Genomic DNA, 13,262 nt, shown 5'->3' on the forward strand with positions numbered 1-13,262 from the left:
CCCGGGCCGCGCGTGCCGGTCACGGCGCACCCACCAGCAGGGCGGTGTTCGCGCCGCCGAAGGCGGCGTTGAGGCTCAGCGCGTACCGGCTGGTCACCGGGCGGGGCGCGGCGGTGACCACGTCCAACGGGCAGGCCGGGTCGGGGCCGAGCCAACCGGCGTTGACGGGCAGTTTCCCGTGCCCCAGCGCCGCCACGGTGACCACCAGTTCGAGCAGGCCGGACGCCTCCAGCGCGTGCCCGTGCAGCGCCTTGGTGGAGCTGACCGGCACCTGCCCGGCCCGCTCGCCCAGGGCCGCCCGCAGCGCCGCCGCCTCGGAGGCGTCGCTGAACCCGGTGCCGGTGGCGTTGGCGTTGACGTAGCCGACCGCACCGGCGGGCAGGCCGGCGCGGCCCAGCGCCGCACCGATCGCCCGGGCCAGTCCGCCCCCCTGCGGGTCGGGTTGGCAGGGGTGGTGGGCGTCGCCGGCCCGGCCCCAGCCGGCGAGCGTCGCCACCGGCGTCCCGCCCCGCCGGTGCAGCGCGGCGGCGGACTCCAGCACCACCGCGGCCACCCCGTCGCCGAGCAGCAGACCCTGCCGTCCGACGCTGAACGGGCGGACCGCCCCGTCGGTGGCGAGCGCCCGGCCGGCGTCGAAGAGGGCGAACTGGTCCGGTTCCACCAGGTAGCCGGCGGCCACCACGACCCGGTCGGTGTCCCCCCGGCGGATCATGGCGGCGGCGTCGGCGACCGCGCTGCTGGCCGAGACGCAGGCGGTGGTGTAGACCCGGGTGGGGCCGCCGAGCCCGCACCGCCGGGCCAGCCGACCGGCCAGGGTGGGCAGTTCCGGCCAGGCCGGGCCGGCGTCGTCCCGTTCGCCGCCGGCCCACCACGGGTCGTCGGTGTCGGCGGTCGGCCGGTCGTCGGTGTACGGGCCGGGCAGGGTGGCCGGCCCGCCGTGGGTGGCCAGGAGCAGCGCCGACGCGCGGCGCTGCGCCGGGTCCAGCCCGGCGGCCCGGCAGGCGGCGTCGACGGCGTCGGCCAGTTCCTGCGGCAGGGTCGCCACGTCGGGGCGGGTGGCCGCGACGGTCACCCGGCGGCCGGTGGTGTCGAACCGGCGGACCGGTCGGAATGCCGGCACCCCGGACAGGACCCCGGCCAGCAGGGCGTCCACCCCCCTGCCGAAGGCGCTGACCGCGTAGGTGCCGGAGATCGTGACGGTGCCCCGCTCAACCATCAGCGGAGGCGGTGAGGCAGGTGTGGAACACGGCCAGGGCGTCGTCGAGGGTGCGGATGCCGGCGAGCTGGTCGTCGGTGAGGTCCATCCGGGTGTCGTAGCGCTGTTCGACGAGGTGCACCAGCCAGGCCAGCTCCATCGAGCCGACCCGGTGCGGGACCTGGTCGACGGGTTTGCCGGTCAGTTCGGCGAGCATGCTCACCAGGTCAGCTCGCCCCAGGTCGGGCTGACCGGACATCAGCGGTTGTCGGTGGTCGCCCCGGCGACCCGGTCGGCGACCATGGTGGTGAACTCCCCCACCGTCATCAGGGCCAGCTTCTCCGACTCGTCGTCGGCGAACCGCAGCCCGTAGCGGTCCTCCACCCGGACGGACAGGTCGGACAGGGCGAGCGACTCCAGGTCCACCCCGGACGGGCCGAGCGTGGTGTCGTCGTCGATCCCGTCGACGTCGTAGTTCATGTCCCGGAGCTGCTCGATGACGAAGGTGCGGACCTCGTCTCGCATGACGGTTACCTCTCTCGATGGGCTGGTCGCCGGCGCCCGGTCGGGGCACCGTGCGGGGGTGGTTCGGGCGCGCCACCGACGGTCGGCCGGTGGGTACGCGGTGGGACGCCCCGGCTGCGGTCCGCGGGGGCCGGCCGGTGGGCGGGGTGGAGCGGACCGGTCACGGCACCGCCGTCCGCAGCACGTCCAGCGAGCGGACCAGTTTGCCGGTGGTGGTACGCGGTAGCTGCGCCACCAGGTGCAGGGTGCGGGGACGTTTGTAGCCGGCCAGCCGCTCGGCGAGCAGCTTGTCCAGTTCCTCCTCGGACAGCGGCCCGTCGGGCTGCACGTACGCGGTGATCCCGTCGTCGTAGGCGACCACGGCGGCGGCCACCCCGGGCAGGCCGGTGAGGGTGGCCTCGACCTCGGTGAGGTCGACCTTGAGGCCCCCGACGGAGACCTGCGAGTCGAGCCGGCCCCGGACGGTGACCAGGCCGGTGTCCGGGTCGACGGTGCCGGCGTCGCGGGTGCGCAGCCATCCGTCGGCCCAGCGGGTGGGGTCGCTGAGCCCGACGTACGGCGACGCGGGGCAGCTGATCAGCAGCTCACCGTCGGACTCGCGGACCTCGATGCCGGGGGCGGGGGTGATGGCCGGCCGGTGCCGCCCGTGCAGGTCGGTGCCGATGACGCCGACCTCGGTCATCCCGTACATGTTGCCCAGGGGCACGCCGTGTCGGTCGGTGAACGCCTGCACGACGGCCGGCGGGACCAGTTCCCCGCCGGTGGTCATCCGCTTGAACTGGGGCAGCGGCCGGTCGGGGCGGGTGAAGGCGAGCAGACCGATGTGAAACGGCACGCCGAGCACGGTGGCCGGGGTGTCCTGGGCGGCGATCGCGGCCAGCACGGCGTCGCCGCCGAGCCGCTCCGGCGGGATCAGCTCGACGTGGGCGTGCAGGCCGTAGAGCAGGCCGCCGACCAGGCCGAGCACGTGCACCATAGACGGCAGCAGGATGATCCGCTCGCCGGGCAGCGCGACCCCGTCGATGCGGGTGTAACGGTGCACCTCGGCGACCAGGTCGGCGGCGGTGCGTCCGATCACCTTGGACGGTCCGGTGGAGCCGGAGCTGAGCTGGATCACGGCGTGTCCGCTGACCGCCGGACGGTCGGCGTAGGGGGTGACGCTCTCGGTGACGTCGAGGAAGACCTTCAGCGCGCCACCACCGGTTCGGGCCGGGGCGACGACCACCTGCGGGGTGAGCCGGCGCAGCGCCCGGTCGACCTCGTGGTCGGTGAGCCGGTGGTCGAGCAGCACGGCCTGACCGCCGCTGCGCCAGGTGGCCAGCAGGTTGACCACATAGGACACCGATGGTGGCAGGCGCAGCGCGACGGCCCCGCCGGGACGCAGCCCCGCCGCGCGGAGCCGGTCCTGTGCCGCGACGACCAGGCGGTGCAGGGTGCCCCGGTCCACCGGCTCGGGCAGCCGGAGACAAACGTCGGCCGCAGGGCCGGCGAACAACACGTCGTCCACCCAACCGGGGTCTTGCGCCGCAGGATCTTCCGTCGGGCGATACATGGTCACCGCCGGCCACCGTCCAGCATAGAATCGGGCGAAAGCGCCCATAAATGATGTCTCTTGGCGTGCTCACGGCACCCTACGACAGCCCGGAAGACCATTACTAGATGCGAATGGCTAGATCATAAAGGGCGGCCGGCCGGATTGCCGCCGCTCGATCGGACGGGCAGGATCGGGCGCGTGCGCCGGCCCGCGACACCACCGGCGGCTTCGCCGTGCCCGACCCTCCGACGGGGAACCGGGCGGCTCGGTGGTGCCCCGCCCCTGGTCAGCACCGGTCACCATGGACGGTCGGCGGTCCGTCGCACGCGACGCCGTCGGGTGCGGACAGGGGTGTGCCCGGCGGGCAGAGTCCTGTCGGCCGGGCACACCCCTCGGGCGTGACGCACAGTGGTCAGTCGGTGGCGCTCCTCGGCGTCGGAACGACGCCCCGGAGCACCAGGGCGCTGTTGAAGCCGTCGAAGCCACGCGCGCAGACCAGCGCCACCCGACGCTCGGGCCGACGCGGGGCACGCAGGAAGCCCAACTCGCAGCCGGGAGCCGGATCGACCGGGCCGGCCGAGGCGGGCAGCGTGTCGTGGTGGAAGGCGAGCAGCGCGGTCGCCACGTCCAGGGCCGACCCACCCTGGTGGGCCCGGCCGGTCAACGACTTGTGGGTGCTCACCGGCGGCGGCCGGTCACCGAAGACCGTCCGCAGCGCCGTCGCCTCGCTACGGTCGTAGCGGGGCACCCCGAGCGCGTCGGGCACGACCAGGTCCACCTCGTCGGGCGTGCTGCCGGCGCGGGCCAACGCCAGCCGCATCGCCCGCGCGTACGTCGCCGGGTCGCCTGCGGTGTCCGGGCCGGTGTGCACCGCGTCGTGGGTGGCCGCCCAGCCGGTCACCTCCCCGTAGATCCGGGCACCCCGGACCAGGGCGTGCCCCCGTTCCTCCACCACGAAGACCGCACCCCCCTCGGCGGGCACGTACCCGCCAGCCGCCCGGTCGAACGGCCGGTACGCCGCCGCCGGCTCGTCGACGGCGCTGAGCAGCCCGGAGCGGAGCTGACAGGCCAGCGCGTACGGGCTCAGCGGGCACTCCGTCGCCCCGGCGATCACCACCGACGTGCCCCGCCGGATGGTGCGCACCGCGTGCGCCAGGCTGTCCAGCCCACCGGCGGCCTCGGCGACCAGCACCCCCGACGGTCCCTTGAACTGGTGGTGGATGGAGAGCTGCCCGACGCTCGCCGCATAGAACCAGGCGATCGACTGGTACGCCCCGACGGTACGGCTCGCCCCGCCCCAGAGCCGTTGCAGCTCCCGCTGCCCGAACAGGTTCCCCCCCGACGAACTGGCCAGCGTCACCGCCCAGGCGTACGGGTCCGGGGCGCGGGCGGGCAGACCGGCGTCGGCGAGCGCCAGCGCGGTCGCGGCGAAACCGAGCTGGGTCCAGCGGTCGGTCTGCACGAGCTGCCGGGTGTCGACGTACGCCGCCGGGTGGAAATTGGGAACCTCGCCACCGACCCTCGTGGGGTAACCGGTCGGGTCGAACAGGGTGATCGGCCCGGTCCGCCGGATGCCCCCGGTCACCGTCCGCCAGTGCGCGTCGACGCCGATGCCGCTGGGCGCGACCACCCCGATCCCGGTCACCACCGCCCGCACCTGCTCACCCGGGGTGACGGCGGGGGCGGGGAGCGTCACCGCGTCACCGCCAGCCGGCGGAACAGCATCGCGGACTGGAACCCCCCGAACCCGCTGCCCACCGACAACGCCACGTCCACCGGGGTCTCCCGGGCCACGTTCGGCACGTAGTCCAGGTCGCACTCCGGGTCCCGGGTCGTCCAGTTGGCCGTCGGCGGCACCACCCCGTACTCGATGGCCAGGGCGCAGGCGGCCATCTCGATGGCGCCGATCGCGCCCAGCGAGTGCCCGACCATCGACTTGATCGAACTCACCGGCACCCGGTACGCGGTATGGCCCAGCGACCACTTGAACGCCGCCGTCTCGTGCCTGTCGTTCTGCCGGGTGCCGGAACCGTGCGCGCTGACGTAGGAGACCGCCGCCGGGTCCAGCCGGGCCTCGCGCAGCGCCGCCGCGATGGCCAGCCCCATCTCCACCCCGTCGGGCCGCAGCCCGGTCATGTGGAAGCCGTTGCTGCGGCCGGCGTAGCCGGCGACCTCACAGTAGACGTGCGCGCCGCGCCGCCGGGCGTGCTCCCACTCCTCCAGCACCAGCACCGCCGCCCCCTCGGCGAGCACGAAACCCTGCCGGTGCGCGTCGAACGGGCGGCTGGCGTGCCCCGGGTCGTCATTGTCCGGGCTGGTCGCCCGGATCGCGTCGAACGAGGCGACGGTGACCGGGGAGATCGGCGAGTCGGCCGCGCCGGCCAGCACGACGTCCGCCTCCCCGTCGACGACGAGCTGGTGGGCGTAGCCGATGGCGTCGATGCCGGAGGTGCAGCCGGTGGAGACCACCTGCGCCGGGCCGCGCAGCCCGTGCCGGCAGGCCACGTCGGCGGCGAGGCTGCTCGGCACCAGCGCCTGGTAGAGGTACGGCCCACCGAGGGCGTGGTCGACCAGCCAGTGCCGGCCCGCGTCGCTGACCCGGACGTACTCCTGCTCCAGGGCGGTGGTGCCGCCGACGGCGGTGCCCAGCACCACCCCGGCGACGTCCCGCTCGGCGTCGGTCAGGTCGAGGCCGCTGTCGGCCAGCGCCTCCGCCGCGCAGGCCAGCGCGAACTGCACGTACCTGTCCGAGCGTTGCCGCTGCGCCGGGGTGAGCCCGGCGGCGTCCGGGTCGAAGTCGCACTCGGCGGCGATCTGCGACCGGTACGGCGACGGGTCGAAGAAGCTGATCCGCCGGGTGGCCGTCCGCCCCTCGGTGAGGGTCTTCCAGAACCGGTCCCGGGTGACCCCGCCGGGGGCGACCACCCCGACACCCGTCACCACGGCACGTCGCCCGGTCACGACGGACCCCGCTGCTCGACCAGCTCGGTGTCGACGTGGCCGAGTTCCGGGCGGGGGGCGAGCGGCCCGAGGTGGAAGACCACCTCGGCGGGGGCGTCGCCGGTGTTGCGCAGCCGGTGCCGCACGTTGCGCGGCACGAACAGCGCCTCCCCGGCGGCCAGCGGCACCGGCTCGTCGTCCAGGTCGACGGTGATCGCACCCCGCACCAGGTAGAGGAACTCCTCGCTGTACGGGTGGTAGTGCTCGGTGACCCGGTCACCGGGAGCCACCGTCACGACCCCCATGAACCCCGAGGTGCTGCCGACGGTACGCGGGCCGAGCAGCACCCGCAGCTCCCCGCCGCGCCGCCGGTCGGCCGGCACGTCCCGGGCGGCGACCAGACCGGTGGTGACCTCACTCATCGCCGCCTCCCGCGTACACCCGCTCGATCCGTTCCTTGATCACAGCCAGCTGCACCCGGCTGTTGGTGTTGATCCGGTCGGTCATCGCCGCGTCGTCCACCGGGGCGGACGGCTTCATCGCGAAGTCCTGCACCCAGGTCATCCGGGTGCCCTCCGGTTCGGTGTCGTAGTACCAGTGGATGCGCATGTACTCGAACGGTCCGGTCTCCACCCGCCGGGCCCGCACCTGCCAGGTCGCCGGGTCGGCGGTACGTTCACTGACCCAGCTCCACGAGATGCCGTTCTCGTCGGGGTGCATGGTCAGCCGGAACCGGACCGTGTCCCCCTCCCGGTGCAGGATCTCCACCACCGCGTACTCGGTGAACAGGTCCGTCCAGCGGGCCACGTCGTTGGTGATCTCCCAGACCAGCGCCAGCGGGGCGGCGATGAGGATGCTGTTCTCGGTGTGCCCGGCCGGTCCGGCGTCGGCCACCAAGTCGGCGACGCCGGCGATGCTGAGCTGCCCGGCCTGTTCGGGGATGCGTACCCGCCAGCGGTCGGCGACCACGGCGGACAGTTCCAGCAGCGCCAGCGAGTCCATGCCCAGTTCCTCCAGGCTGGCGGCGGGCGCGCGGGCAGCGGCGTCGGCGTCGAGACCGCAGCGGGTCACCAGGATCTCGGTGATCTCGCTGGTCAGCGGTCGGCCGTGGGTGACGGTCATCTCGGGTCCTCCTCCACCGGGCGACTCACCCCGGTAGCCGTTACCGTGCGGCCGGACCCGTCACCCGGGCGTCACCCGCCGACCCGCAACACCCCCGCATCGTGGTGACGGTGCGTTGACGCAGACTGTGTACCGGCTATGCGCGAGCTGTCCATTGTGATGGAGGTTCGCAGATCAGGGGCGATTCGCCCCCCGTCACCATGCCTACACTCTCGTTGACCGAGAGTAATCATATTGGTAGTGTTCGTGCCGGCCGGCCCGGCTCGGCCGCGCAGTGAACCGGCCACGGCGTCGCGGGGAACCGCGTCGGGACACCGGACGATCTGGACCCAGGTTTCCGTGCAGGGGGTGCGCCCGTGACCGGTCATGCCAGCACGCCGACCAGCGACGTTCCGGCCGAACCGCCGGTACGCCTGCATCTGCTCGGCGGTTTCCGGCTGCTGCACGGCAACACCCCCGTGGTGGTCCCCCGGGGGCTGCAACGGGTGATCGCCCTGATCGGGCTGCGCCCCGGCGCCACCCGCAGCAACCTGGCCGGGCTGCTCTGGCCCGAGGTGCCCGAGGAACGGGCGTTGTCGTCCCTGCGGACCGCCCTGTGGCGACTGCGCCAGGACCCCTGCTGCCCACTGCTGGTCAGCGGTGACACCGTCCGCCTCGACCCGGCGGTCCGGCTCGACGTGGACGACCTGGTCGCCACCGCCGCCCGGGTCCGCGACGGGGGTGACCCGCGCGCCGCCGCCGAGACGCTCGCCGCCGGCAGCCGCGACCTGCTCCCCGGCTGGTACGACGACTGGGTGCTGCTGGACCGGGAACGGCTACGCCAACTCCGGCTGCACATGCTGGAACAGCTCGCCGTCGACCACCTCGACGCCGGCCGGCACGGCGAGGCGTTGCAGGCCGCCCTGGAGGCGATGGCCGCCGAGCCGCTCCGGGAGACCCCGCACCGCCTGGTGGTACGCATCCACCTCGCCGAGGGCAACGCGTTCGAGGCGGTGCACGCCTTCTACGTCTACCGGGACCTGCTCATGCGGGAACTGCGACTGGAACCCTCCCCCGCGATGTGCGCCCTGGTCGACGAGACCCTCGCCCCGATCCGGCAGGCCACCCGCCGCACCCCGGCCGCCCGCCGTCACGATCCGGCCGGGCGGCGTGACGACCAGGTGACAGCCCCGCCGCCAGGGTGGACCCACCGTGAGCCCTGGACCGATCGGGGCGCGCCACCGGCGAGAGGGGTCCGATGAGCCGTCTGGTGATCGTCAGCAGGATCATTCCCGGCGCGGAGGGGCGGGTCGCCCAGATCTTCGCCGAAGCCGACGCGACCGAACTACCCGGACTCACCGGGCTGCGCCACCGCTCCCTGTACCGCCTGCACGACCTGTGCGTACACCTGATGGAAACCATCGAGGTGGACGTCGACACCCTGGTCACCGCCCGCCAGCACCCGCTGTACCAGCGGACCAACGAACGGTTGTCGGCCCACACGTCGGCGTACCTGCCGACCTGGCGGTCTCCCCGGGACGCGCCGGCAGGCTGCTTCTACAGCTGGGACGTCTCCGACGCGCCCAGCCCGGAGCCGCTGCGCTGAACCGCCGCCGTCACGGCCCAGACCAGTATCACCGACGCCCGACGACGACACCCTGTCGTGACGTCGATACCGCCCGACACCGGACATTCCACCTACGCAACGAGGTGTGGTCCTCCCTGTCGTCCGACATTCGCGTGTGCAAAGCTGCGGCGGGTTCTCGCGTTTTCCTCGCGACTTCAACGACATACGCAATAGGGAGGTAGCCGTGCCGTCGACTGTCGGGCAGTGGCTCGTCGTGATCCTGGCCCTGCTGGTGGGCCTGGCCGGGGGCTGGGCGCTGTGGGGACGGCCGAAGCCGACCGCCGCCGCGCCCATCGTGGAGGGCGACCCGGTGGTCGGGCTCTCCCCCGAGGAGAAGGCCGCCGCCACGATCGACGCCCCGCGCCCGGCCGCCACGGTCGACGACTCCCCGGCACCCGCCGCCGTCGTCGACGAACCCACCCCGCACGTCGCGCCGGATGCCGACCACCCCACCACGACCACCACCGGGTCACCTGCCTCTGCCGGCTCGGCTGTCTCCACCTCCCCTGACTCCGTCACCGCCGACTCCGCCTACTCCGCCGCTCTCTCCGGGTCGTCCGCCCTGTCCGAGTCCTCTGCCGCCTCCGGGGCCACCGCTCCCGCCGTCGAGGACGTCGCCGTCAACGGCACGTCCAGCGCGGTCGCCGCCGACCGCACCGCCCCGCTGCCGGACCTCGCGGACGAACCCACCACCCTCGACCTGACCGGCCGTACCACCCCGGACGACGGGCCCGCCAGCGGTGGCACCGACGAGACCACCACGCCGGTCCCCGCGCCCCGGGCCACCGTCGAGGACACCCCGGACAGCGCGGCGGCCGACCTGCCGGAGCCGGCCCCGGTGGACCCGGCACCGGCCGCTGCGGCCCCGGTCACGGCATCGGACGTCACCCCGGCCGCCGAGCCGACCGCAGTTGACGAGCCGACCCCGGCCACCGAGCCGACCGTGGTGGACGAGCCGGCCCCGGTTGACGAACCGGCCCCGGCCGGCGTCGCCGGTTCGACGGCCGCCGTCGCTGCGGCGGAGCCGGCCGGCGTCCCGGAGGCCGAGCCGGCCGGCGTGCCCGAGCACGCCCCCCCGCGTGCGGCCGACGTGGACGACGCCCCGGTCGCCGCCGAGCCGGTGATCCCGACGCAACGTACCCCCGACGCCGACACCGTCCCGGTTCCGGACAGTGTCCCGGTCGCGGACAGCGTCCCGGTTACGCAGGGTGCCCCCGACGCCGAGGTCGCGGCGGCGCAGGACGAGCCGGTGGACGACTTCCGGCGCATCCAGGGGGTCGGTCCGAAGATGGCCGCCGCGCTCCAGGCCGCCGGCATCCGCAGCTACCGGCAGCTCGCCGCGCTCGACGAGACGAGCCTGCGGGAGACGATCCGCGCGGCCGGGCTGCGCGCCACCGCGAGCCTGGCCACCTGGCCGCAGCAGGCGCAGGTGCTGGCCGGTGCGGGCGCCGAGGCCGACCGGGTGTTGCCGACGCCGAACGGCGGCGACAGCCAGGACTGATCTGCCGGCCGACGGGGGCCGGCGGACACGTGTCAGACGTGTCCGCCGGCCCCCGTCGGCCCCGGGTACGCGCAGGCCCTCGGTCGGCGAATCGGGCACCATCGCGCTGACCGTTCCGGAATACCGTTTACCCGGTCCCGGCCGTTGGGTACATGGGCGTCACCTCGAACATCACACAAGCCCGGGAGGCACCCCCATGCGCGGTTCGTCGATCCTCGGAGTCATCGTCGTCATCTGGCTGGTCATCGGCGCTATCGCCGCTGGTCAGCGCGGCTATTACGGGAACGACGACACCAACTGTGCCGAGGCCGGCACGATCCTGGTGACCATCGTGGCCGGGCCGCTCAACTACATCGGCGCCAACCCGAAGGTCGACTGCAAGCTCCCCGAGCCGTCGAAGTAAACCGCATCTCCCCGGCCCGCGCCCACCCCTCGGGGCGCGGGCCGCATCATGTCCGCTCCGGATCACCCCACCCACAGTCTCCGCCGCGCCGCGCCACCCACACCCCCTAACCTTCCTAGGAACCCATCCCACACCCCTCCTCGCCCCTCCTCACCCACTCATCGACGGTCGTCATGCGGTGACCAAGAAGTTCCGGTCAGAAAACATGCGCTCCGGTGACGGAAACTTCTTGATCACCGGGGAAAGCCGGGCGGGGATGCCGGGGTGGGTGGGGGTGGGTCAGGCGCCTACGTGGATGCCGGGGCGGCGGGAGGGGTCGGGTTCGCTCTTGCGGATGATCTCGCGGACCACGGGTGGGGTGTCGCCCCGGCCGAGGATCAGGTAGCGCAGCAGGTGGGCGATGGGGTTGCCCTCGGACCACTCGAAGTGGGCGTGCGGGCGGACGCCCGTACCGTCGCGCAGCGCCAGCAGGATGGCGGCGATCGCGTTCGGCACCGCCGGGCTGCTGGCCCGCAGCACCCGGAAGCCGCCGACCTCGACCCCGTGCACCCACAGCACCTGGCTGAACTCCGACGGGTCCACCACGTCGATCTCCAGGAAGAGCACGTCGGAGGCGCCCGGCACCGGGTTCATGCCCCGCTGCGCCCGCTCCTTGACCCGGTACTCCTTGAGCGCGCCGGTGTCCCGCTTGTTGGCGATCAGGTTCAGCCGGCCGTCACGGGCCAGCGACTCGGTGACGAACCGCCGGGCCGGCTCGTCGAACTCGATCCGTTCGGTCCGCAGCTCGGTGGTCCGGGTGATCCGGGAGACCAGCGACACCACCACGATGCCGGCGATGAACATGCCGGAGATGGCGAGCCCGTCGGGCTTCTCGATGACGTTCTCGACCAGCGCGTAGAGCAGCACGGCGGTGAGCACCGCGAAGCCGGACGCGGCGAACCGGTGCCGGGCCCGGACGGTCGCGATGGTCACCGCCACCGCGCCGGAGACCATCATCGCCAGGATGCCGGTGGCGTACGCGCCGGCCTGGGCGTTGACGTCGGCCCGGAAGGCGACGGTGATGACGACGCTGATCAGGGTGTAGACCAGCACCACCGGCCGGACCGCCCGACCCCACTCCGGCGCCATCCCGTACGACGGCAGGTAGCGTGGCACGATGTTGATCAGGCCGGCCATCGCCGACGCCCCGGCGAACCAGAGGATCAACACGCTGCTGATGTCGTAGAACGTGCCGAACCCCTCGCCCAGCCGGGCGTGGGCAAGCCAGGCCAGCGCCCGGCCGTTCGCCGCGCCGCCCGGCTGGAACTCCCGGGGCGGGATCAGCACGGTGGTGACGAACGTGGTGGTCAGCAGGTACACCGACATGATCAACGCGGCGGCGGTGAGCAGCCGGCGGGTGTTGCGGATCCGCGCGGCCAGCCGCTGCGCGCGGTCCTCGCCCGCCCCGCGTACCAGGGGCATCATGCTCACCCCCGTCTCGAAGCCGGACAGGCCCAGGACCAGCAGCGGGAAGGCCAGCACCGCCGGGCCGAGCAGGTCGCCCACCCCGGCACCCCCGGCGGTCAGGGTGGCCGTCCAGTTCCGCACGACACCTGGGTCGGCGGCGATCCCGGCCAGGCCGTCGGCCACGATCACCGCGTTGAGACCGAGGAAGACCACCACCAGGGGTACGGCCACCAGCACCGCCTCGCTGAACCCGAGCAGGAACACCCCGCCGAGGACGAGCAGCAGCGCCACCGTCACCAGCACGGCCAGCCCGTCGCCGTGCGGCGCCGACGACGGCAGGTACGGGTTCTCCAGCAGATGCACCGTGGCGTCGGCGGCGGAGAGGGTGATCGTGATGATCCACGAGGTGGCGACGAACCCGAGCAGCACCAGTACGAAGATCTTGCCGCGCCAGAACGGCAGCAGCCGCTCCAGCATCGCCACCGACCCCTGCCCGTGCGGGCTCTCCCGGGCGACCCGCCGGTACATCGGCAGCATCCCGAGCAGGGTCAGCGCCACGATCAGCAGGGTGGCCAGCGGGGAGAGCGCCCCGGCGGCCAACGCCGCGATGCCCGGCAGGTAGGACAGCGTCGAGAAGTAGTCGACCCCGGTCAGGCACATCACCTGCCACCAGGGGTGCCGGCGCTGGCTGCCCTCCTCGGTCTCCGGGCCGACCGGCTGCACCCGGTACGCGAACAGCCACCGGCGCAGCGCGCCACCGGGCCGGGCCGGCCGGGCGTGACTGTTCACGCACTCCGGCAGGCCCACCGGCCCGGGTCGGGTGCGCTCGCCCTGGCCGGCGTCCCGGGCCTCGCGCAGCGCCCGCCCATGCCCCGGCGGCGGCGCGCTCCCCCGTCGTTCCCGGGTCCGCCGTCCCCGCGTCCCGTCCCGCCCGTCCGCCATCCGCCGACCGCCCTCGTGTCCCCTGCCCCCGACGGTAGGCGCTGGAGG

At 73.7% G+C, this 13,262-nt stretch carries 13 protein-coding genes; 4 read left to right on the plus strand and 9 right to left on the minus strand.

The window, feature by feature from the left end; all coding sequences use genetic code 11:
- Positions 1-19: 19 nt before the first annotated feature.
- The 8 genes from Q2K16_RS05800 to Q2K16_RS05835 form a co-directional block, all read right to left on the minus strand.
- Positions 20-1,216 (minus strand): beta-ketoacyl-[acyl-carrier-protein] synthase family protein, encoded by a 1,197-nt coding sequence (locus Q2K16_RS05800; protein ID WP_302744007.1) that lies wholly within the window; start codon positions 1,214-1,216, stop codon positions 20-22.
- Complete coding sequence (locus Q2K16_RS05805; RefSeq protein ID WP_088647750.1) at positions 1,209-1,454, minus strand: hypothetical protein; 246 nt, start codon at positions 1,452-1,454, stop codon at positions 1,209-1,211. The genes Q2K16_RS05800 and Q2K16_RS05805 overlap by 8 nt, the downstream gene beginning before the upstream one ends.
- Entirely contained in the window at positions 1,454-1,720 is a 267-nt protein-coding gene (locus Q2K16_RS05810; protein ID WP_302744009.1) for an acyl carrier protein, read from the minus strand. The genes Q2K16_RS05805 and Q2K16_RS05810 overlap by 1 nt, the downstream gene beginning before the upstream one ends.
- A 160-nt stretch (positions 1,721-1,880) precedes the next feature.
- On the minus strand, positions 1,881-3,272 hold the full coding sequence (locus tag Q2K16_RS05815; RefSeq protein ID WP_302746380.1) for a class I adenylate-forming enzyme family protein: 1,392 nt from the start codon (positions 3,270-3,272) through the stop codon (positions 1,881-1,883).
- 394 nt (positions 3,273-3,666) lie between these two features.
- On the minus strand, positions 3,667-4,911 hold the full coding sequence (locus Q2K16_RS05820; protein ID WP_302746381.1) for a beta-ketoacyl synthase N-terminal-like domain-containing protein: 1,245 nt from the start codon (positions 4,909-4,911) through the stop codon (positions 3,667-3,669).
- A 35-nt stretch (positions 4,912-4,946) separates the two neighbouring features.
- The gene (locus Q2K16_RS05825) at positions 4,947-6,215 is read right to left on the minus strand and encodes a beta-ketoacyl-[acyl-carrier-protein] synthase family protein (protein ID WP_302744010.1); all 1,269 of its coding nucleotides are present in this window, start codon (positions 6,213-6,215) and stop codon (positions 4,947-4,949) included.
- Entirely contained in the window at positions 6,212-6,616 is a 405-nt protein-coding gene (locus Q2K16_RS05830) for a cupin domain-containing protein (RefSeq protein ID WP_302744011.1), read from the minus strand. Before Q2K16_RS05830 ends, Q2K16_RS05825 begins: the two co-directional genes overlap by 4 nt.
- On the minus strand, positions 6,609-7,316 hold the full coding sequence (locus Q2K16_RS05835; protein WP_302744012.1) for an SRPBCC family protein: 708 nt from the start codon (positions 7,314-7,316) through the stop codon (positions 6,609-6,611). The genes Q2K16_RS05830 and Q2K16_RS05835 overlap by 8 nt, the downstream gene beginning before the upstream one ends.
- A 356-nt stretch (positions 7,317-7,672) precedes the next feature.
- Between Q2K16_RS05835 and Q2K16_RS05840 the strand changes: the two genes are divergently transcribed.
- The 4 genes from Q2K16_RS05840 to Q2K16_RS05855 all read left to right on the plus strand — a co-directional run bounded on the left by Q2K16_RS05840 (position 7,673) and on the right by Q2K16_RS05855 (position 10,826).
- Positions 7,673-8,557, plus strand: a complete 885-nt coding sequence (locus Q2K16_RS05840) for an AfsR/SARP family transcriptional regulator (RefSeq protein WP_302744013.1) — start codon at positions 7,673-7,675, stop codon at positions 8,555-8,557.
- Positions 8,554-8,901: a TcmI family type II polyketide cyclase gene (locus Q2K16_RS05845; RefSeq protein ID WP_302744014.1), complete on the plus strand. Its 348-nt coding sequence runs from the start codon at positions 8,554-8,556 to the stop codon at positions 8,899-8,901. The genes Q2K16_RS05840 and Q2K16_RS05845 overlap by 4 nt, the downstream gene beginning before the upstream one ends.
- Positions 8,902-9,106: 205 nt before the next feature.
- Positions 9,107-10,423 carry a hypothetical protein gene (locus Q2K16_RS05850; protein ID WP_302744015.1) on the plus strand — a complete coding sequence of 439 codons (1,317 nt, stop codon included), beginning with the start codon at positions 9,107-9,109 and terminating at the stop codon, positions 10,421-10,423.
- Between the two features lie 196 nt (positions 10,424-10,619).
- Complete coding sequence (locus Q2K16_RS05855; protein ID WP_088647540.1) at positions 10,620-10,826, plus strand: hypothetical protein; 207 nt, start codon at positions 10,620-10,622, stop codon at positions 10,824-10,826.
- 279 nt (positions 10,827-11,105) lie between these two features.
- On the opposite strand, the gene Q2K16_RS05860 is transcribed toward Q2K16_RS05855, so the two are convergent.
- Positions 11,106-13,214: an amino acid transporter gene (locus tag Q2K16_RS05860; RefSeq protein WP_302744016.1), complete on the minus strand. Its 2,109-nt coding sequence runs from the start codon at positions 13,212-13,214 to the stop codon at positions 11,106-11,108.
- Positions 13,215-13,262: the final 48 nt, after the last annotated feature.

Source organism: Micromonospora cynarisoli, from assembly GCF_030518815.1.
Lineage (GTDB): Bacteria > Actinomycetota > Actinomycetes > Mycobacteriales > Micromonosporaceae > Micromonospora > Micromonospora wenchangensis.